Annotated in this window: 14 protein-coding genes; 5 read left to right on the top strand and 9 right to left on the bottom strand. The window is 73.0% G+C overall.

Features of this window, described 5'->3' with window-relative positions; genetic code table 11:
- Positions 1 to 217 precede the first annotated feature (217 nt).
- On the top strand, positions 218 to 5,008 hold the full coding sequence (locus tag ACWCPW_RS21550; protein WP_449763189.1) for a HEAT repeat domain-containing protein: 4,791 nt from the start codon (positions 218 to 220) through the stop codon (positions 5,006 to 5,008).
- Here the strand turns inward: ACWCPW_RS21550 and ACWCPW_RS21545 are convergent.
- Both ACWCPW_RS21545 and ACWCPW_RS21540 read right to left on the bottom strand, forming a co-directional pair.
- Positions 4,966 to 5,502: a hypothetical protein gene (locus ACWCPW_RS21545; protein ID WP_449763188.1), complete on the bottom strand. Its 537-nt coding sequence runs from the start codon at positions 5,500 to 5,502 to the stop codon at positions 4,966 to 4,968. The genes ACWCPW_RS21550 and ACWCPW_RS21545 overlap by 43 nt on opposite strands.
- A 140-nt stretch (positions 5,503 to 5,642) precedes the next feature.
- Complete coding sequence (locus ACWCPW_RS21540) at positions 5,643 to 7,109, bottom strand: APC family permease (protein ID WP_449763187.1); 1,467 nt, start codon at positions 7,107 to 7,109, stop codon at positions 5,643 to 5,645.
- A 281-nt stretch (positions 7,110 to 7,390) separates the two neighbouring features.
- Here ACWCPW_RS21540 and ACWCPW_RS21535 point away from each other — a divergent pair, with 281 nt between their 5' ends.
- From ACWCPW_RS21535 to ACWCPW_RS21525, 3 genes are all read left to right on the top strand, one after another.
- The gene (locus tag ACWCPW_RS21535; protein WP_449763186.1) at positions 7,391 to 8,839 is read left to right on the top strand and encodes an aldehyde dehydrogenase family protein; all 1,449 of its coding nucleotides are present in this window, start codon (positions 7,391 to 7,393) and stop codon (positions 8,837 to 8,839) included.
- Positions 8,840 to 9,088: 249 nt separating this feature from the next.
- Positions 9,089 to 10,486 (top strand): NAD(P)/FAD-dependent oxidoreductase, encoded by a 1,398-nt coding sequence (locus tag ACWCPW_RS21530; protein ID WP_449763185.1) that lies wholly within the window; start codon positions 9,089 to 9,091, stop codon positions 10,484 to 10,486.
- A gap of 59 nt (positions 10,487 to 10,545) precedes the next feature.
- On the top strand, positions 10,546 to 11,142 hold the full coding sequence (locus ACWCPW_RS21525; RefSeq protein ID WP_449763184.1) for an Lrp/AsnC family transcriptional regulator: 597 nt from the start codon (positions 10,546 to 10,548) through the stop codon (positions 11,140 to 11,142).
- An 84-nt stretch (positions 11,143 to 11,226) separates the two neighbouring features.
- On the opposite strand, the gene ACWCPW_RS21520 is transcribed toward ACWCPW_RS21525, so the two are convergent.
- Complete coding sequence (locus ACWCPW_RS21520; protein ID WP_449763183.1) at positions 11,227 to 11,721, bottom strand: hypothetical protein; 495 nt, start codon at positions 11,719 to 11,721, stop codon at positions 11,227 to 11,229.
- Positions 11,722 to 11,807: 86 nt separating this feature from the next.
- On the opposite strand from ACWCPW_RS21520, the gene ACWCPW_RS21515 reads away from it, so the two are divergent.
- Complete coding sequence (locus ACWCPW_RS21515; protein ID WP_449763182.1) at positions 11,808 to 12,188, top strand: histidine phosphatase family protein; 381 nt, start codon at positions 11,808 to 11,810, stop codon at positions 12,186 to 12,188.
- A gap of 36 nt (positions 12,189 to 12,224) precedes the next feature.
- Here ACWCPW_RS21515 and ACWCPW_RS21510 read toward each other — a convergent pair whose 3' ends face one another.
- The 6 genes from ACWCPW_RS21510 to ACWCPW_RS21485 all read right to left on the bottom strand — a co-directional run bounded on the left by ACWCPW_RS21510 (position 12,225) and on the right by ACWCPW_RS21485 (position 18,871).
- A complete protein-coding gene (locus ACWCPW_RS21510) occupies positions 12,225 to 12,635 on the bottom strand; it encodes a PPOX class F420-dependent oxidoreductase (RefSeq protein WP_449763181.1) in 411 nt (136 codons plus the stop codon).
- 64 nt (positions 12,636 to 12,699) lie between these two features.
- Entirely contained in the window at positions 12,700 to 13,605 is a 906-nt protein-coding gene (locus ACWCPW_RS21505) for an alcohol dehydrogenase catalytic domain-containing protein (protein WP_449763180.1), read from the bottom strand.
- Positions 13,606 to 13,676: 71 nt separating this feature from the next.
- The gene (locus ACWCPW_RS21500) at positions 13,677 to 15,065 is read right to left on the bottom strand and encodes an aspartate aminotransferase family protein (RefSeq protein ID WP_449763179.1); all 1,389 of its coding nucleotides are present in this window, start codon (positions 15,063 to 15,065) and stop codon (positions 13,677 to 13,679) included.
- Positions 15,058 to 16,494, bottom strand: coding sequence for a trehalose-6-phosphate synthase (locus ACWCPW_RS21495; RefSeq protein ID WP_449763178.1), 1,437 nt, complete (start codon positions 16,492 to 16,494; stop codon positions 15,058 to 15,060). Before ACWCPW_RS21495 ends, ACWCPW_RS21500 begins: the two co-directional genes overlap by 8 nt.
- The gene (locus ACWCPW_RS21490) at positions 16,494 to 17,483 is read right to left on the bottom strand and encodes an SDR family oxidoreductase (RefSeq protein ID WP_449763177.1); all 990 of its coding nucleotides are present in this window, start codon (positions 17,481 to 17,483) and stop codon (positions 16,494 to 16,496) included. Before ACWCPW_RS21490 ends, ACWCPW_RS21495 begins: the two co-directional genes overlap by 1 nt.
- Positions 17,480 to 18,871, bottom strand: coding sequence for an MFS transporter (locus ACWCPW_RS21485; protein ID WP_449763176.1), 1,392 nt, complete (start codon positions 18,869 to 18,871; stop codon positions 17,480 to 17,482). Before ACWCPW_RS21485 ends, ACWCPW_RS21490 begins: the two co-directional genes overlap by 4 nt.
- Between the last annotated feature and the right edge of the window lie 8 nt (positions 18,872 to 18,879).

Here is an 18,879-nt window from a genome sequence, read left to right as displayed (position 1 = left end):
GGTGGGCGGTGAGGTGGCGAACGTAGCCGGCGCGGCGGCCCGACGGCAAGGGTGGTACCGCGGACCTGTCAGGTCGGGGCGCGGGTGGGCCGGTGGGCCGGTGGGGTGGCGGGGTGGTGCGTCGTGCGCCCGGTGCGGGCGGGCGCGCCCGGCGAGCGCCGGCAGGCCGCGGGAATACTCGTTCGTGCCGGATCGGCGGCCTGCCTAGGATCGACCGATGACGACTTCCGACCGGGCCCGCGGGAAGGACGCGGTGCGGGGCGCCGTGCCGGAGGCGGTGCCGGACGCCGTGACGGACGCCGTGCGTCGGGGCGACGTGGGCCGGCTCTTCGCCTACTTCGAGAGGACGCCGTGCCCGGTCGCGGTGTTGCGGCGGTTGATCGGGCACGCGGATTCGGTGCCGCGCCACCTCGGGGTGGTACTGCTCCGCGACCGTGCCGGGCGGCCCGATCAGCGCTCCTTCGCGGAGGGGGAGTCCCTGCTGTCCGCGGCGTCGGCGGCCCTGGCGTCCACGGTGCCGGCCGGCTCGGCGTCGTCCGCCGTGTCGACCGGCTCTGCCGAGACGGCGCTGGTGCTGGCCGAGGCGTACGCGCGACTGCGCGTCCCGGTGCCGGAATGGCGGTCGGCGGCATGGCCGGCCAAGGTCCGGATCGCCTGGCTGCGCGCGGAGATCATCGCCCGACCCGAGGCGACCGTGCGGGCCGAACCGCCGGGCGAGGAGCTGTACCAGGCGGTGCGCGCGATCGACGCCGAGGCGCCGGCCGACCTGGACGGCTACCTGCGCGGGTTGGTCGCGCGGCCCGATCCGGTGCTGCGCGCGGCGGCGCTGGGCGTGGTCCGGGAGGCGGTGCACGGCGCGCTGCTCGGGCCGGAGCAGGCGCGCGGATGGCTGGTCGAACTGCTGGATCCGGCCGGCGGGGCGCGGGTGGTCGCGGGAGCGCTGGCCGAACTGGCCCAACCGTGGGCCGCCGGCGACGCACCTTCGGGCGTCGAGCCGGCGTTGCGGCGGCTGACGTCGGCGTACCCCGAGGCCGTCGAGACGGCGGCCCGGTTCTGCCTGGCCGGCTTGTTGCGCGAGATCGCGGCCGATCCGGGATTGCCGGGGAGCCCGCGGCGGCGCGCCCTGGAGTGGGTCGGGGAGTTCGCCGAACGCGGCGAGACGGCAGGGCTGTCGGGGCTCGCGGGCACGGACCCGTTGTTGTTCGCCGAACCGTTCGTCGCGTGTCTGCGGGCGATGCATCGACGCGGGCACTTCGTGCGGGCCGACGATGTGCCGGCCGTGATCGAGATCGCGCTCGCCGACTACCGCGTGTCCACCGCGGATGTCGCGATCGTGCTGTTCACCGTGCGGCACGAGGCGTTGCGGGCCTTGACCGCGGTCGCGGACGACGACCCGCACGAGGATCGGCGCGTCGAACTGCTGCACGCGTTGGCCGCCCAGGGCGCCCCCGACCTGCCGGTCGGCGCGGTGCTCACCGCGCGTCTCGCGGACTCGGCCCGACCCGAGCCGATCCTGTCCGTGCTGCGCGAACTGCGTTACCAGGAGGCGGAGGACGCCGTCCTCGCCACCCTGCCGCGCGCGCCCCGGGCGGCGCTGCGGGCGCTGGAGGCGATCGGCGGCGCGCGCACGGTCGAGGTGCTGCGCGAGGCGCTGGGTGTCACCGACCCCGACGGTGTGGTCGCGCCGTATCTGCGCCCGGCGGCGGGCCTCGCGCTGGAGGTGCTGTGGCACCTCACCGACGATCCGGCCGCGCGCCGAGGGTTGCGCGCTCGGCTCAATCCTCGGGGGCTGCCCGAACGCGTCGCCGCGGATCTCGGCATTCCCGACCCGGACGAACTCGCGGTGTGGACCTCGGATCCGGACGTGCTCCGGCCCGGCGAGGCGCTGTGCCGACTCGCCGACCACGGCGACGCGCGCGCCATTCCGGCGCTCGCGGACCTGCTGCTGCGCGTGGTGAGCGACCTCGTCGCGAATCGCGGCGAGGAGGTCGCCGAACCGGTCGTGCCGGGAAACGTGTACCAGGCGATCGGCGACCTGGGCGAACGCCTGTACCGGCGCCGCGCGTTGCGTCCGGTCTGCCTGCTCGACGCGTCCTCGCCGGAGGCGGCGCGGGAGGCGCTGGTCGTGGATCTCACGCTCGGCCTGCTGGAGCGCGGCGGCGTCACCGACGCCGAACTGGCCGTTCTGCTCGAACTCCTCGGCCGGGTACCGTCCGCACACGTCAAGGACCGTGTCCACCACCTGATCCGACACCGTGATCCGCACGTGCGCAAGCACGTCATCGCACTGCTCGCGCACGACGCCGACCTGGACGCCGCGCGGTCCCTGTCCGCGAGCCTGATCCCGCTCACCTCGGCCGCCGACCCGCAGACGGTGCGTCAGGCCCTGCTCGCCCTCGGCCACGCGCGGGCCCGGTGGGCGGGTGAGGCGATCGCGGCATGCCTGGACCACCCGGCGATGAACATCAAGAAGACGGCGGCACAGGCGCTGATCGACGCCGCTACGCCGGCCCAGGTCCCGGCGCTGCTGCGGTGGCTCGGCCGGCACGACAACCCGGGCCTGCGCGAGTCGCTGACGCGTGCGCTCCGGGTCGTCCTGGGGCGGGAGGCGTACGCGGTGTGCGTGGTGGCGGCGGCGGAACGCGCGACGGACGCGCGCGAACGCGCGCTGCTGCTCGACGCGTTGCCGTGGGAGTTGTCCGCGCCGGCCGTGGCGGCCCTGGTCCGGCGCGGATCCCCGGTCGCGGAAGCGCTGCTGACCGGCTTGGCGCGGGGCACGACGTGGTTGAAGTGCGGTCGGCTGCGGTACCTGACCGCGGAGTTCGCGGCGTACGACATCGCGCTGCCGGAGCCGGCGGCCGACGAGGACGCCGAGATACGGGCGGACCTGATCACGCTCGCCCGGCGGGGTTGGCGGCCCGGTCACGACGACGCGCGCGCGGCGTTGCGGCTGGCGGCGCGCTCGGGGGACATCGGCGTCGGGCAACGGGTCGACCTGCGGGCGGCGTTGCCGCAGTTGATGGCGGTCGCGCGGGATCGCCCGACGGATCGGGCCACGGTGCTGCGCCTCGCCCTGGACGTGTGCCCCGCGCCGTGGTCGGCCGCCGAACGCGGTGCGTTCGCCGACGCGTACGACGTGCTCGCCGCCGAACTCGGCGCCGTGGCCGGGGTGTGGGAGGTACTCGAAGGCATCGCCGACACGTTGTCCGAGGTCGCCGCGTTCGTCCTGGCGGCCCGCGTTCGGGCGTTGCCGGCGCAATCCTTCGCCGGGCGGGCGCCGTTGGCGGTGTTGCGGGGATGTGGAGCCGTACTCACCCGGGACGACGTGGACCGGGCGTTGAGTGGAGCGCGGCTGGGACCGAACCCGTGGGAGGTGGAAGTCGAGGTGCTCAGGCTCACGTTCGTGCCGACGGCGGCGGCGGACGCGGCGAGGGTCGAGCCCGATCGGCGCGCCGGCGAGTTCGACCCGGCCCTGGACCGTGCCGCTGCGGGCGACCGCCACGTGGCGGCCGTCGACACCGAAACGTCGGCCCGTGTCGCCGCGTGGCGGTCCGCCCTGGACGACGCGGTGCGCTCGCTCCGGGCCTTCGTCGCCTTCCGAGCCGGGGGCGGAGCCGAGGCCGGGGCCGAGGTCGGGTCTGGGGTCGGGGCCGATGCCGCCGCCGGCTCCGGCACCGGCGCCGCCGACCCTGCGGACCTCGACTCCCGAGCGCGTGTCGACGCGCTGATCGACGCCTTTCCGGCCGCCGATACCGCCTGCCGGGGGCCCCTGCTCGACTGGTTGACGGAGCTTCAGCCGATCGGCGCGCCCGCGTGGGTCCTGGCCGAACGGGCCGAACGGGCCGCGCGGGTGGCACGGGCCGCCACGCCCCCGCGGGTCCCGGATCCGACCGACCTGGACCAACCGCGCTCGACCGCACAGCGCGAACGCCTGCTCGCCCTGCTCACCGCCGCCGAACCCGCGCGCCGCACCGCCGCCGCGCGCACGTTGAGCGACTGGGACGAGCCAAAGGTGCGGCGGGCCACGCTCGACGCCTACCTGCGGGGCACGCCGGACCTGCCGCCGCGGCCCGGGCTTGCCCGGGCCCTGCTCGGCGTCACGGACTTCACCGACTACGACGAGGGTGGTCGGGAACGGGCCGCGAGGCTGTGCGCCCTGATGCCGGTGGAGGAGTCGGAGCGGATGGCGCCGCACCTGGTCTCCTGGTGGGAGAACGGCGCACCGGCGACCAGGGCCCGGGTGCTCACCGCCACCCGGCGCATCCCCGCCGACACGCTCGCCGAGGTGTTGCGGACCCGGCTCGACGCCGGCCGCTGGGGCTGCCTGGACCTGCTGGCGGGTCGTTCGACGCGGCGCACCCCGGAACTCACCGAGACCGTTCGCCGGTTGCGGGCGGAGGGACGCACGGACCTCGCCGACCGCCTGAACCCGACCGACGGGTTCGTGCTCGGTGTCGAGGCCGCGACCCGAAGCGGCGCAGTCCTGGCCGAGTTGCGGACCCGCTCGGTACCCGCCGGCACCGAGCGCCCCACCCGCGACGAACTGATCGCCACGGTCCGCGGCGACGGACCCGAACAGGCCCGCCGGGCCCTGTCCCGACTCGCCGACGAGCACGGCGGCGACGACGAAGTACGGGCCCTCGTGGTCGAGTCGCTGAGCCATCCGGTCCCGAGGGTGCGGCTGCACGCGCATCGCCTCTCGCGCCGCCTGCTCGACCGCGCCGGGTACCTGCGGCACACCGAGGGGTTGCTGGCCGATCCGCGTCGGGACATCGTGCGCATGGCGATCCGTACGCTGTCCCACGCCGGTTGGGAGCCCGCCGTTCCGGCACTGGTCACCCTGTTCGGGGACACCGACCCGGTGCTTCGCGAGGCCGCCGCCGAGGCACTGGCCCGGATCGGCGTGCCCGCGCTGCCCGCACTGCGCAAGGCCGCCGCGCACGCCCGCCCGGACCGCCGCGCCCGCTACACCGAACTGCGCGAGCGGATCGAGGCCGCGCCGAGGTGACCGTACCCGGCGCGGTCCTCGGTACTGCCGTCGGGAAGCGAGTCGGCGAGGTAGGCGTCCAGGTCGGCGCCGTCGGGCGACTCCGGGATGAGCATGTGCCGTACCCACGCGTCGCGTTCGTGCAGGATCGGCGGCAACTCCCAGACGCAGCCGATCAACGAGCGCTCCACTCGTACGAAGTTGGTCGGGTCGCGGTCCGGACAGCCGAGCACCGGCTGGCCCGCCGCGACACCGGCGAAGTGCAGGGTGTTGTCCCACACCCAGCTGTACACATTGAGATACGCGCCGTCGTCCGCGCCTCGGTGCAGCACGACGAACGACGCGGGCGGCGTGCCGTCCGGCTCGGGCAACAACTCGGGCAGGATCGCGTAGGCGGCGGCCTCGACGGCGGGATCGATCCCGCGTGGATCGCGCGTGACGTGGTAGCGCTTGATCCGCCGACCCGCCACCTCGATCGGCGGGTGGGCGCGGAGGAGTTTCGCGGTGAAGGACATGGCCGGACGGTAGACCCGATCACCTGACAACCCATGTCAGTGGAGACCGGCGGGACGGGGCTTCGAGCCGGGCACCGACGACGAAACGGGGCCCCGCGCCAGGCGCGGGACCCCGTTCGTTGGTTGGTCGTGGGCTCGGGTCAGCGGCGGTGCGTCGACCCGGTGTGGGCCGCGTCGCGCGGGTCCTGGACCTTGGTGCGGTACAGCCACAACGCCACGCCGGTGACCAGCACCCCGCAGGCGATCCCCAGTTCCTTGAAGCCGCCGTAGCCGGTGATGGAGAAGCCGGTCGCGCCGACCACCAGCACCACGGTCAGGAACGCGGCGAGCAGCCAGGCCAACGGGACGAAGAAGCCCGGCAGTCGGATCGGGCGGGCCAGGTCCGGGCGGTCCCTGCGCAACATCGCGAAGCCGGAGATGGCCAGGATGTGGGTCAGGATGTAGCCCAGGTTGCCGGTCACGATGATCGCCAGCGGTGTCTTGAGCGCGATCAGGATGACCACGTTGACCACGAGCGCGATCATCAGCGCCCGAGCCGGCACGCCGCGCTTGTCGAGCACGCCGACCTGCTTGATCGTGGTGCCCTCCTTGCCCATGTTGTAGAGCACGCGCGACCCGTCGGCCAGGCCGGTGATCATGATCAGCAGCAGCGACGCGATCAGGAAGACCACCATAAGGTCGGCCGCGCCGCCCACCAGGTCGTTGAACGCGCCGACGTAGAACGTGGTCGGGTCGAGCGCGATGGCGCCCTCGCCGACGTACCCGGCCAGGGCCAGCGGCAGCAGGATGAACACGCCCAGGGAGAACAGCACGCCCGCGCGCAGCGCCCGGGAGGTGTCCTTGACGGTGTCCTTGTATTCCGGCGCGAAGGTCGCGCAGACCTCGACGCCGAACGAGGTCCAGGCCATCACGTACAGCCACACCAGCGACTCGCGGATGCCCGCCGCGCCGTGCAGGTTCCAGTGCAGGTTGCTCGCGCTCCAGTCGCCACTGGCGAACGGCAGCACGATGAACACCGCGAGCGGCACCAGCAGCATGCCGCCGGTGACGTAGACGACCCACATCGCGACGTGCAGGCCGAACATGGCCGCGCCGAACAGCAGCACGATCACCGCGATGCCGACCACGATCGGGAAGGTCAGCTCGGCGAAGCCCAGGTCCAGCGTCCAGTCCTGGCCCTTGAACCACTGGGCCTGGACGAGCGAGCCGATGATGCCCGCGTACACGGACAGCGCGGTGGTCCAGGGGAACCAGTAGCCGATGCTGGCCAGCGGGCCGACGAACGGCGCGCGCTTCTTCCACCCCTCGGTGGCGTAGTGCGCGATGCCGCCGGAGGACTCGGGGAACATCGCGGCGAGCTCGGTGTAGATCCAGTTGGCGATCGTGGCCAGGACCATCGACCCGGCCCACAGCGCGATCGCGCCCCACGCGCCGAGGCCGCCGATCGACGCGCCGAGCGAGGCGATCAGGGCGGCGGGCATGGTCAGTGACATCGCGAAGCCGTCGTACCAGCGCATCTTCTTGGCGAGCGCGGGCGGGTTCGCTGCGGAGTCGGCCGTACCGGGGCCGGTCGCGCCGGGGGCGGCCGGCTGAGTTGATGCGGACATCTGTATCCCCTTCGCGGGGTGGAGGCGGCCGGTGGGTGAGCCCGGGGGACGGCCGCTTGAGGGAGGGGGTCGCGGGCTCCGGGGGCGCCGCTGTCGGCGTCGTCGTCGGCCCTGCTGATGGCCCTGTTATAGATGCGAGTTTTCGACCACGTCAAGGGTTCGTCTTTGTTCATTCGACAAATGAGACCTGTGGAAGTTGCTCATTGAGATCTATTGACAGGTCAAAGTTGCTGATGAACTCTGAGTACACGTCGCCCGAGAGCAGAGAGGGATCCCCCCGTATGAGCAGCAACGGCTCCGCCCGCCATCAGTTCTTCATCAACGGCGCCTACGTGGACGGCTCCGGCGCCGAGGGCTACGACGTGATCAGCCCGGTCACCGGCGAGTACGTCGCCACCATCCCGGTCCCCACCGCCGCGGACCTGGACAAGGCCGTCGCCGCCGCCAACACCGCGCAGCGCGCGTGGGCCAGGGTCAACGTCTGGCAGCGCGCCGAGCTGTGTCACCGCATCGGCGACGAGATCACCAAGCGCGTCGACGAGCTGGCCCGCCTGCAGACCCTGGAGCAGGGCAAGCCGCTCGCCGAGTCGGTCGCCGACATCGAGGAGGCCGCGCAGCTCTTCCACCTGCACGCCGAGGACGCGGTCCGGCTGCACGGCGAGACGATGCCCTCCACCGACGGCACCAAGCGCATGTGGACCTTCTACGCGCCGGTCGGCACGTGGGGCATCATCACCCCCTGGAACTTCCCGCTGCTCATGCTCGCCGAGTTCGTCGCCCCGGGCCTGGCCACCGGCAACGCGCACGTGGTCAAGCCGCCGGCCAACACGCCGCTGACCGTGCTCAAGGCGATGGAGGCGTTCGTCGCCGCCGGTGTCCCCGAGGGCCTGATCAACATCCTCCCGGGCGAGGGCGCCACCGGCGACGCGCTGGTGCGGCACGACGGCATCGACGCGATCGGCTTCATCGGCTCCTCCGCGACCGGCGCCAAGATCCAGGCCACCGCCGGCCTCAAGCGCTCGATCATGGAGTGCTCCGGCAACGGCCCGCTGGTCGTGCTGGCGGACGCCGACCTGGATGCCGCCGCCAAGGCCGCGGTGTACGGCGCGTACCTGTGCGCCGGGCAGGTCTGCTGCGCCACCGAGCGGGTGATCGTGGTGGACGAGGTGCACGACGCGTTCGTGGCCGCCGTACTGCGCGCCGCCGAGGACGTGGTGCTCGGCGACCCGTTCGACGCCGCGACCAACCTGGGCTCGCTCAACAACGAGGGCGTCGCCGCCAAGATGGACCGGCACATCGCCGACGCGCACGAGCGCGGCGCGAAGGTGCTGCTGGGCGGCAAGCGCCGCGAGGGCATGCCGACCGACCTGTACTACGAGTTCACCGTCGTGGACCAGGTGCCGGTGGACAGCCTGCTCTCACGCGAGGAGTCCTTCGGTCCGGTCGTGCCGATCATCACCGCCGCCGACGAGGACGACGCGCTGCGGCTGGCCAACGACGACAAGCTCGGCCTCCAGGGCGCGGTGTTCACGAGCAGCATGCGCGCGGCGTACCGATTCGTCGAGGAGATGGCGGTCGGTCAGGTCGTGGTCAACGACAGCACGTGCTTCTGGGACGTGAACATGCCCTTCGGCGGAGCCGGCAACCGGGGTACGGGTTGGGGCCGCATCGGCGGCAAGCACACGCTGCTGGACATGTCCGACCTGCGCACGGGCGTCATCAACCTCTAGCCCTCGACCGCGCCGGCCGGGCTGTTGACGGCTTGGTTCGCGAAATCCGGCCCGGCCGGCGGTCGAGGCCGAGCAGCCGGGCCGGCGCTTGAGGCCACATCCAGCCGGGCCGGCGGTCGAGGCCACCGAGCCGGGCCGACGCGTGCCGCCGGATCCGGCCCGGCCGGCGTTCGAGGCCGAAGAGCCCGGCCGCCCATGCGAGCCAAGCAAAAGCACGTATATCGGCCACAACCCGCAAGGGAAACCGCCATGACCCCAACCCACCGCACCGCGCTGAGCCGCACCGCCCAGGAACCGTTCTGGCTGGATCGGCCCGAGCGTCCCGAGCCGCTGCCCCGCCAGGTCGGCGACACCCGGACCGACCTGGCCGTGGTCGGCGGCGGGTACACCGGTCTGTGGACCGCGCTGATCGCCAAGCAACGCGACCCCGGCCGCGACGTCCTCGTGCTCGAACAGGGCACCTGCGGCCACGCGGCCAGCGGGCGCAACGGTGGTTTCTGCTCACCCAGCCTCACCCACGGCCTGGCCAACGGGCTCCAGCGCTGGCCGGACGAGATCGACACGCTGCAACGCCTGGGCGCGCGGAACCTGGACGCGTTCGAACGCGACCTGGACACGCACGGCGTCGACTGCGGCTTCGCCCGCACCGGCAAGGTCGCGGTGGCCGCCACCCCGTGGCAGGCGAAGGCGCTGCGCGAGTCCGTACCGATCGCCAACCGCCACGGCGAGAAGGCCGAATACCTCGAACACGACGCGCTGCGGGCGTACGTCGACTCGCCGCTGTGGTCTGCGGGCGTATGGCAACCCGACTACGCCCTCCTGGACCCCGCCCGCCTGGTGTGGGGACTGCGCCGGGCCTGCCTGGACGCCGGGGTGCGGATCGTCGAGCGCACCGAGGTCACCGCGATCGACACCAAGCCCACCGACCTGATCCGGCTGACCACCCCGTACGGCATCGTCGGCGCGCGCCGGGTCGCGCTGGCCACCAACATCTTCCCGCCGCTGCTGCGCCGGCTCGGCCTGAGCATGGTGCCGGTGTACGACTACGCGCTCACCACCGAGCCGTTGACCAACGAGCAGCTCGCCGCGATCGGCTGGACCGGCGAGCACGGCGTCACCGACGCGGGCAACCAGTTCCACTACGTGCGCAAGACCGAGGACAACCGCATCCTGTGGGGCGGCTACGACGCCATCTACCACTTCGGCAGCAAGGTGGAGGAGGCGCTGACCCAGCGCCCGGAGACGTTCGACGTGCTCGCCGAGCAGTTCGCCGCGACCTTCCCGCCGCTGGCCGACGTCGCCTTCTCGCACGCGTGGGGCGGCGTGATCGACTCGACCACCCGGTTCTGCATGTTCGCCGGCACCGCCGCCGCCGGCCGGGTCGGCTACGCGCTCGGCTTCACCGGACTGGGCGTGGGCGCCACCCGGTTCGGTGCCGAGGTGGTGCTCGACCTGCTCGCGGGCATCCGGTCCGAGCGCACGGAGCTGGCCATGATCAAGCGCAAGCCGATCCCGTTCCCGCCCGAGCCCGCGCGCTGGATCGGCATCCAGGCCACCCGCTGGTCGATGGCCCGTGAGGACGCGCACGGCGGGCGCAATCTGTGGCTGCGCACGCTCGACCGGCTCGGCCTGGGCTTCGACTCGTGACCGACGCGAGCGGCGCCGGCGGGCCCGGTGTCCCCGGGGAGCGGGAGGAACAGGGCAAGATGGCTGCCGAAGATCGAGAGGACCTGCCGAACTCGGCGCCGCAGCACACCCGGAGCAGCCGCATGAACCCCACAGGCCCGTTGGACGACATCGACCGGCGCATCATCGCCATCCTCCAGGCCGATGGGCGGCGTGCCTACAAGCAGATCGCCGAGGACCTGGGCATCCCGGCGTCCTCGGTGCGCTATCGGGTCCAGCGCCTGGAGGAGAGCGGCACGCTCCAGATCGTCGGCATCGCCAACCCGCTGACCATCGGCTTCGATCGGCTCGCGATGATCGGCATGCGGGTGCGGCCCGGCAGCGCCCGGGAGGTGTGCCGCGAACTGCGCGAACTGCCGGAGACCTCCTACGTGGTGATGGTCGCCGGGCAGTACGACGTGATGGTCGAGGTGATCTGTCGGGACACCGACCACTTCACCGACCTGCTCAACCGCCGACTGCTGCTGATCGACGGGGTGCTCTCCACCGACTCCTTCTTCGTTCTCGAGGTACACAAGTTGGCCTATGGCTGGGGCGTCGGCGGGGTTGAGTCCTCGCTGCTCGACTCGCCGGAGATATCGCCGGGTTCGGGGTTGGACCAGCGCGACAACCGCTGAGACCCGAATTCGCCGCCACCCGGCGAAGTGGGCGGAACTCCGGTCGGCGGGCCGGGCGACCGTTCGCCTCGTCGCGGGGCCGAGTCAGCGCGCCGCCGGGAGTGCGGCCGGCCATCGGTTCGCGGCGCCGTAGCTGGTGAAGGTGTGTACCGACGTCTCGGGGCCGGTGTGTTCGGTGATCAGGCGGCGCAGTCGGGGGCGGACCGCGTGGCGGTAGGCCAGGACCGAGCGCAACACGCTCGGGTTCGCGCCGTCGGGGCCGTCGGGTTCGGGGTCTCGGCGGCGGGCGAGCAGGTCGGTGATCGCGGCCGGCGCGCTGATATCGAGGAACACGACGGTGTCCGCGGCGGCCAGGCGAAGGGCCAGTGTCGGGGCGTGATTTCCGACCAGGATCCAATCGGGGTCCGCGATCAGCGTGCGCTGTGCGTCGGCGAACTTTTCGGCGGGCGCGGTCGATCGGTCCTCGCGGTGGTACAGGGTGTGCAAGTGCGTGACGGGGAGCCCGAGTCGGGTGCCGAGCGCGTCGGCCCACCCGGTCCGGCCGGCTCCGCCCATCCCGACGACGACGATCTTGCGCATGGTCTCGCAGCCTACGGAGGCGGCCGGCGCCGCGTGGTGGGAATCCGGGGAGCCGACCCTATCGGGTCGCCCGATGCCATCCGAACGTGTCGTCGAGCGAGCGAGCGAGCGCGAGCGAGCGAGCGACCGCCGGCCGGGCCGTACGCAGGTGGAGGTGCCGGGCCGCGGACCCGACGGGGGTGGCCGCGTGGCTCGGCGACCCGGACGCGGCTGCGCACAGTGGCGAATCGCTGACCTCGGTGCCCGCCCGGGCGGGCGGCCGGCTCGACGAGCAGGAGCGGGCGGGCCTGCACGGGCGGCTGGTCGCGGTCACCCACCCGATCCTCGCGCGCGCCGTCGCGGTGCACGCGCTGCGCGCGCCCGCGAGCGTGTTCCGGCACCTGGACGCCGGCCCGCCGGCCCGGGTCGACCTCACCCACAACGGCGTCCGCTGGGCGCTGCGCGGATTCGGCCCGCCCGGCCCGTGACACCGCCCGGCCCGGCTGCGGGCGGGCGAAGCGTGTTCAGCGCGCGGCGCTGCCGGTGAGCCGGGTCGGGGTGATCCGGATGACGACGCGCACCGACTCCGGCGGCAGCGCCAGGTATTCGTCGCCGGCGCCGGGCCCCTCGTACTTCTCGGCCAACGCGACGGCGACCCGACGCCCGACGTCCTCGGCGACCGTCGCGGTGCCGCGTACCTCCAGGTAGACGTCGGGGTCGGCCGGATCGTAGACGGTCACGCTCGCCCGCGGTTCACGCCGCAGATTCCGCTCCTTGAGCCGCCCCGCCTCCGACGAGATCAACACGTCGTCCCCGTCCCGCCCGACCCACACCACCGAGGTCTGCGGCCCCCCGTCGACATTCACCGTCGCCAGAACGGCCGGATACGCCGCGTCGAGAAGCGCCCGCGCGGCATCGCCCAGAGCAATCGTCATGATCGCGATCCTAACCCGCCCGCAAACCGACACCTTCGGTGAATCGTGCTGCCGGGCAGGGCGGTCACGGGTGGATCAGGGTTTTGCCGAGGGGGCGGCCGGTGAGTTGGGTGTGGAGGGTGGTGGGGAGGCGGGGGAGGGTGATCTCGGTGGTGATCAGGTGTTCCAGGGGGAGCTTCGGGAGGGTGCCGAGGGCGGCGGTGAAGTCGGTGGAGGTGGTGCCGTAGCTGCCGGCGATCGTGACCGGGCGGCCGGACCAGATGGTGTGGACGGCGTGTTCGGATCGGCGGACGTGGTCCAGATCGACGGGCAGGCCCGGGAGTTCGTCGCCGGGGGCGGTGCCGCCGTAGAGCAGGGCAACGCCGGTGGGGACGAGGACGCGCAGGGCCTCGGTCAGGATGTCCGGGCGGACGAAACTGGTCGCGATCACCGCGGCGTCGAATGCCGAGGCCGGCAGCGTGGCCAAGGGGCGGACGTCGAAGCCGCGGCTTCGCAGGAACTCGGCGCGGTCCGCGCTGCGGTTGACCAACGTGACCTCGGCCCCGCCGAGTTCGGCGAGGCGGGCGATGAGCAGACCGGCCGCCCCGGCGCCGAATACGACGACGGTCCGGCCGGTCGGAGAGCTGCCCAGGTGCCGGGCCAGCGTGCTCACGCAGTGTTCGGCGCACGCGAGCGGCTCGGCGAACACGGCCTGACGGGCCGTGAGTTCGTCCGGGACCCGGGGCAGGGCGGCGCACAGCCGGCCGGCCGGGCCGGCGGCGTACATCTCGGTCGCGAACCCGGTGGTGCGGGCGAGGCGCACGTTCGGGTCCAGAGTCACCCGCAGGCCGGTGGGGAGGGCGTCGGGCAGGGTGGATTCGGTGACGACACCGACGAGTTCGTGGCCGAACTGGCTCGGACCGTAGCGCTCGCCGGCCACCTCCTTGAGGTCCGAGCGACACAGGCCCGCCAGTTCCACCCGAATCCGCACCGCGTGCTCCCCGTGCGGTGGATCCGGACGGCCGAGTCGCAACGACGGACCGTCCGGACCCAACTCGACCCTCATCGCGGCGAATCCGAACCGCCGGTGGAGGCGGCCGGCGCGGCGTCGGCCATCCGGTGCGGCGAACGCGGCGGGGCCGCGATCGGCGAGCCGGCCCGCGCCGTGCGGGCGCGCAACATCTCCAACGCCTCGCCGAACCGGTCCGCGATCAGATGGGCGTCGGCCGGGGTCAGGATCAGCGGCGGGCGCAACTCGATCACGTTGCCCAGACCGTGCTCGGACACGCGGGTGAGGATGCCCCGCGCGTGCAGGTGGCGCTGGAACGCCTGGGCCGACTCCGGCGCCTTCGCGCCGTCCGGGCGAACCAGTTCGACACCCAGCATCAGCCCCGGCCCGCGTACGTCGCCGAGCACCGGATGCTCGCGCTGAAGGCTTTGCAGCCGGCGGCTCAAGATCGCGCCCACCCGGCGGACGTTGGCCAGGAACCCGGGTCGGCGGACGATCTCCAGGGTCTTGACCGCAGCCGCGGCGGCCAGCGTGTGGCCGCCGTAGGTGAATCCGTGCAGCGAGCGGTCCCAGTCGGCCATCCGCTCCTCGGTCAGGATCGCCGCGAGCGGCAGTCCACTGCCGGTCAGGCCCTTGGAGACGGTCATCATGTGCGGGGCGACGCCGAAGTGGTCAGCCGCGAACATCTCCCCGGTGCGGCCGAACGCGGTCTGGATCTCGTCGAAGACCAGGATGATCCCGTGTTCGTCGCACAGCGCCCGCAGCGCCTGGAAATACCCGGGCGGCGGCACGATGTTGCCGCCCATCCCGCTGATCGGCTCGATCAGCACACACGCGACACTGCCGGAACTCGCGTACGTGATGAAGTCCTCGATCCGGGCCACGCACAACATTCCGCAGGTGTCCGGGGTCTGCCGGTAGAAGCACCGGAAGCAGTACGCGTCCGGCACGTGTACGGCTCCCGCGGCGTGCGCCGGGAACGGCGCGCGCATCCGGCTGCTGCCGTTGTACGCGGTGGCCGCGATGGTCTGCCCGACGTGGCCCCGGAACGGCACGATCACATCGCGTCGGCCGGTGTGGTGCTGGGCGATCTTGATCGCGCCCTCGTTCGCGGTCGATCCGCCGCTGCTGCGCAGGTTCACCCGGGTCAGGCCGGCCGGCGCCAGTTCGACCAGGTCGCGCATCACCCGGTCGGTCGGCTCGGTGCGGAACGACGAGGCGGCGAAGACCAGTTCCTCGGTCTGTTCGCGTACGGCCGCCATCACCTCGGGATGGTTGTGCCCGAGCACCAGGTTGAACGTCCCGGATACGCAGTCCAGGTACTCGCGGCCGGTGGAGTCCCACGAACGAATGCCCTCGCCGCGCACCAACACCGCGTCGCCCAACTGGTACTGCGCCACCTGGGCGGCCCCGGCCGCCCGCACGTCGGCCGGCTCAGTCATCGCGGTGGTCCGCGTCGAGCCACTCCAACTGGGTGCGCACCCACGCCTCCAGCGTCCACGGCTCGGCCACCCGGCGGCGCCGCTCGGCCGCGGCCTTGCGTTCGGCGGCGGGTGCGGTCAACGCGGCGATCAACGCCTCGGCCTGCTCGACCAGGTCGAACGGATTGACCGTGCGGCAGACCGGGGCCAGGATCTCGGCCGCGCCGCACATCTCGGACAGGATCACGTCCGCGTCCCGCTCGTTGACCAGCGGAGCCTCGAAGGTGCTCAGGTTCTGGCCGTCCACCGTCGAATTGAAGACCAACACGTCGGCCCGGCGGAAGCAGCCGATGGTGTGCTCGACCTCGTTGTCGCAGTGCAACCGCACGGTGTCCGGGCCCAGTTCGGCGTTCGCCTCGGCGATCGCGTACTCCACGCGGCGCACGTACTCGGCGTTCGCCTCGACGTAGAGTCGATTGGGATTCATCCGGACCAGCAACCTGGACGAGCGCACCGAGGGCTCGGCGCGATGGGCCGCCACGAAGGCCCGCACCGCGCGTTCGGCGTTCTTCATCGGGTCGGTCCGGCCGCTGTGCACGACCAGCGGCGCGTCACCCGCCCACTCCGCGATGCCCGCCGGGAGGCGTGGGTGGTCCGCCTCCAGGGCGAGCGGGCTGTAGCCGAGCGGCATCGTGCGTACCCCCGTGCGTCGGCCGCGCCAGTGCACCACGCCCGCGTTCCGGTCCACTTCGGCGTCCGGAATCAGGTCCGCCACGCAGTCCAGGAAGTTGCGGCACCAGCGCTCCGCGAAGAAGCCGATGGTGTTCGCGGGCAGCATGCCCTCCAGGATGCCGACCCGCATTGCCTTGGGCAGGATCCGCCAGTAGTCGGGCGAGGGCCAGGGGATGTGCACGAACAGCAGGATCGGCGCGTTCGCCCGCACCGCGCGCAACCGGGCCGGTACGCCCACGAGTTGATAGTCGTGCACCAGGTACACCGGGTCCGCGACGTCGGCCGAGTCGGCGAGCAGCGCGCCGGCGAAGTCCTCGGTGAACTCGGCGAACCGGTCCAGCGCGGTGTAGGTCTCGGGGCCGAACGTGGGCGTTGTCCACTTGTCCCAGCCGTAGTTGTTCGCGGCCCACAACAACTGCGCGGTGAGGAAGTTCTGCACCACCTCGAACGTCTCGCGATCGTGGCGGAGCAGCCGGACCCGGATGTCGCGCCCCGAACGAAGCCGAAGATCCAGGCCGTTCGGGCTCTCCCGGGCCGCCTGATGATCGTCGTCGGTGTCCGCGCTGGCGATCCAGGTCACGTCGAGCACACCCGCCTGCTCGGCGACCACGTTTCCGGTACCACCCGGCGCGAGCCACGGCCGCAGCCGCCCGTGTTCCGGATCCGGGGCGAAGCTGACGGCGGCGCGCTTGCTGGCCAGGAACAGATGACGATCCATCAGGACTGATCCCTTCCGAAGACGGCTGAAGCGTCGAAGGCGGCTGGGGTGTCGAGGGCGGTCGGGGCGACGCGTGGAATCGAGGGGTGGTGCGCCGTCGGCGCCGCGATCAGCGCGGTGTCGGCCGTGTACACGTCGACCGGGTCCAGGCCGCGCAGTTCGGGCAGGTGCGCGGCGCGCTCGCTGTGCAGGCACGCGTTGCGCGGACGGCACGCGTACGCGGTGTCGCCCTGCGGTACGGCGGTCACCAACTCGGGGTCGACGCCGTAGCCGAGCGCGATGTGCCTGGCCCACTGCACGCGGGAGAGCCGGCGCGGCCCGCCCAGGTGCACGACGCCGGTGTGCGGCGAGTCCAGCAGCGCGGTGGTCCACACCGCGACGTCGTCGATCAGCACCGGTGTGTTCCAGTGCTCGTCCGGGACCGCGACCGGCGCCCCCACACCGAGGCGTTCGGCGCACGTGGTGAAGAAGTTGGGCCGCAGGCCGGCCCGATCCCACCCGTACACCAGGCTGACCCGCAACACGAGCGCGTCGCCGCCGGCCAGATAGGCGGCCTCGGCGGCCGACTTCGCCCGTCCGTAGGCGTTGGCGGGCGCGGTGGCGTCGGATTCGGTGGAACTGTCCGCGTGCCCGGGGAACACGTTGTCGGTGGAGATCAGCACGGTCCGCGCGGCCCGGCCGGCCAGCGCGGCCACCACGTGCCGGGCGCCGGCCGCGTGCACGGCGGTCGCCCCCGCCGGGTCCGCCTCGCACCACGTGATGTCGGAGGGCCCGTGCGCGGCCACCACCGCGTCGGGGCGGACCGCGTCGACGACGGTGCGCACCTGGCGGGGATCGGCCACGTCCACCGGGAGCCAGCGCAGCCCCCGGGTCTCCGGGGTGCGGGGCCGGCGGCGCGAGCCGAGCACGACACCGTGGCCGAGTCGGGTCAACCGGGTGCCGACGTGGCCGGCTATGTACCCCGATCCGAACACCAGGACCCGGGTCATCGGGAAACCCCCTTCTCGTTCGGATGGTTCGGGTGATTCGGATGGTTCGGGTCGTCCTGGTGGTCCTGGTGGTTCGTATGATTCGGCCGGGCCCGCTCGCTCGGTCCGCCCGACGGGCGCGGGTTGTCCCGGTCGCCCCGGTCGCCTCGCGTGTCGCTCGGTGTGCCGGCTTCGTGGTCCGACCGGTCCGACCGGTCCGGCCCGTCCGACCGGTCCGCGCCGGGCTCGTTCGTGCGCTCCGCCGGCAACAGTCGGAGCGACCCACTGCCCGCCACCACCAATACCCCGCACAGCGCGACGATGCCAAGGACGGTGCCCAGACCCAGCCGGCCGGCCAGCGTGCCGACCAGCGGCGGTGCGCCCAGGAATCCGGCGTAGGACACCGTGGTGACCAGCGAGATCGCCTGCGGGCGCCGCTCCGGGCCGACCGCCCGCCCGGTCGCGGCGAGCAGCGTGGGGACGACCGGGGCGAGGCCGACACCCGCGAGCGCGAATCCGGCCAGCGTGGACGCGGTGGACCAGGCCGCCGCCGCGAGCGCGAGGCCGAGGCCGCCGAGTGCGCCGCCGACGAGCACCAGCGTGCGCTCGCCGACCCGCTCGCCGCGCCATTGGGCGAGCATCCGGCCGGCGGACAGGCCCGCCATGTACACCGCCGGGCCGCACGCGGCGACGAAGGAACCCGCGCCGAGGCCGTCCGTGAGGTGGATCGCGCCCCACTGCTCGACGGTGTTCTCCATCAGCAGCACGATGCCGCCGACCGCGCCGACCACGAGCAGGGCGGTCAACAGGCGGCCGTGCGCGCGGCCGGCCCGGGTGGCGGTGGCCGGGCCGGGCTTGTGTTCCTGCCACCGGCGCTCGTCGATGGCCAGGACCGCGCTGAGCGCGACCAGAACGGCGATGGCCACCAGGATCGCCCGCGCGGACGCGCCCAGATGCAGCGCGAGGCCGACCGCCGGCGCGGCGAGCACCATGGCCAGCGGAGTGGCCGCCTGGACCTTGTTGAACAGCCGTTCGCCGGTGAGCGCCTCACGCGCGGCCGTGGTGGCGTTCAGCGCCACCTCGATCGCGCCGCTGGCCGCGCCGATCACCAGCAGTGCGGCCGAGAACGTCCACCGGGACCCGGCGCCCGCCACGGCGAGCGTGCCGAGCGCGAAGGCGGCGGTCACCAGTGGCAGCGTGCGCGGCCCGAGTCGGCGCGCGAGCGGCCCGGTGAGCAGCATCGCGGGCACCGCCGCGACCGGGACCGCGAACAGCGCCAGGCCCAGTTGGCGGTCGTCCAGCGCCAGTTCGTCCTTGAGCGTCGGGATCAACGCGGCCCAACCGCCCCAGAACAGCCCCCAACTCGTCGCGGGAGCCACCAGGCCGAGCACACCGCCGCCGTGCCGCATCGACGCTC

It is taken from the genome of Embleya sp. NPDC001921 (genome assembly GCF_053594475.1).
Note: the sequence above shows the minus strand (reverse complement) of the source record. Positions and strands in the feature narration are given on the sequence as shown.

What these genes read in the sequence shown, in the direction of transcription:
- ACWCPW_RS21485 (WP_449763176.1), bottom strand. Translation starts at nt 18,871, where the DNA reads ATGCGGCACGGCGGCGGTGTGCTCGGCCTGGTGGCTCCCGCGACGAGT.
- ACWCPW_RS21490 (WP_449763177.1), bottom strand. Translation starts at nt 17,483, where the DNA reads ATGACCCGGGTCCTGGTGTTCGGATCGGGGTACATAGCCGGCCACGTC.
- ACWCPW_RS21510 (WP_449763181.1), bottom strand. Translation starts at nt 12,635, where the DNA reads ATGACGATTGCTCTGGGCGATGCCGCGCGGGCGCTTCTCGACGCGGCG.
- ACWCPW_RS21525 (WP_449763184.1), top strand. Translation starts at nt 10,546, where the DNA reads ATGGCTGCCGAAGATCGAGAGGACCTGCCGAACTCGGCGCCGCAGCAC.
- ACWCPW_RS21545 (WP_449763188.1), bottom strand. Translation starts at nt 5,502, where the DNA reads ATGTCCTTCACCGCGAAACTCCTCCGCGCCCACCCGCCGATCGAGGTG.
- ACWCPW_RS21520 (WP_449763183.1), bottom strand. Translation starts at nt 11,721, where the DNA reads ATGCGCAAGATCGTCGTCGTCGGGATGGGCGGAGCCGGCCGGACCGGG.
- ACWCPW_RS21540 (WP_449763187.1), bottom strand. Translation starts at nt 7,109, where the DNA reads ATGTCCGCATCAACTCAGCCGGCCGCCCCCGGCGCGACCGGCCCCGGT.
- ACWCPW_RS21500 (WP_449763179.1), bottom strand. Translation starts at nt 15,065, where the DNA reads ATGACTGAGCCGGCCGACGTGCGGGCGGCCGGGGCCGCCCAGGTGGCG.
- ACWCPW_RS21535 (WP_449763186.1), top strand. Translation starts at nt 7,391, where the DNA reads ATGAGCAGCAACGGCTCCGCCCGCCATCAGTTCTTCATCAACGGCGCC.
- ACWCPW_RS21550 (WP_449763189.1), top strand. Translation starts at nt 218, where the DNA reads ATGACGACTTCCGACCGGGCCCGCGGGAAGGACGCGGTGCGGGGCGCC.
- ACWCPW_RS21530 (WP_449763185.1), top strand. Translation starts at nt 9,089, where the DNA reads ATGACCCCAACCCACCGCACCGCGCTGAGCCGCACCGCCCAGGAACCG.
- ACWCPW_RS21495 (WP_449763178.1), bottom strand. Translation starts at nt 16,494, where the DNA reads ATGGATCGTCATCTGTTCCTGGCCAGCAAGCGCGCCGCCGTCAGCTTC.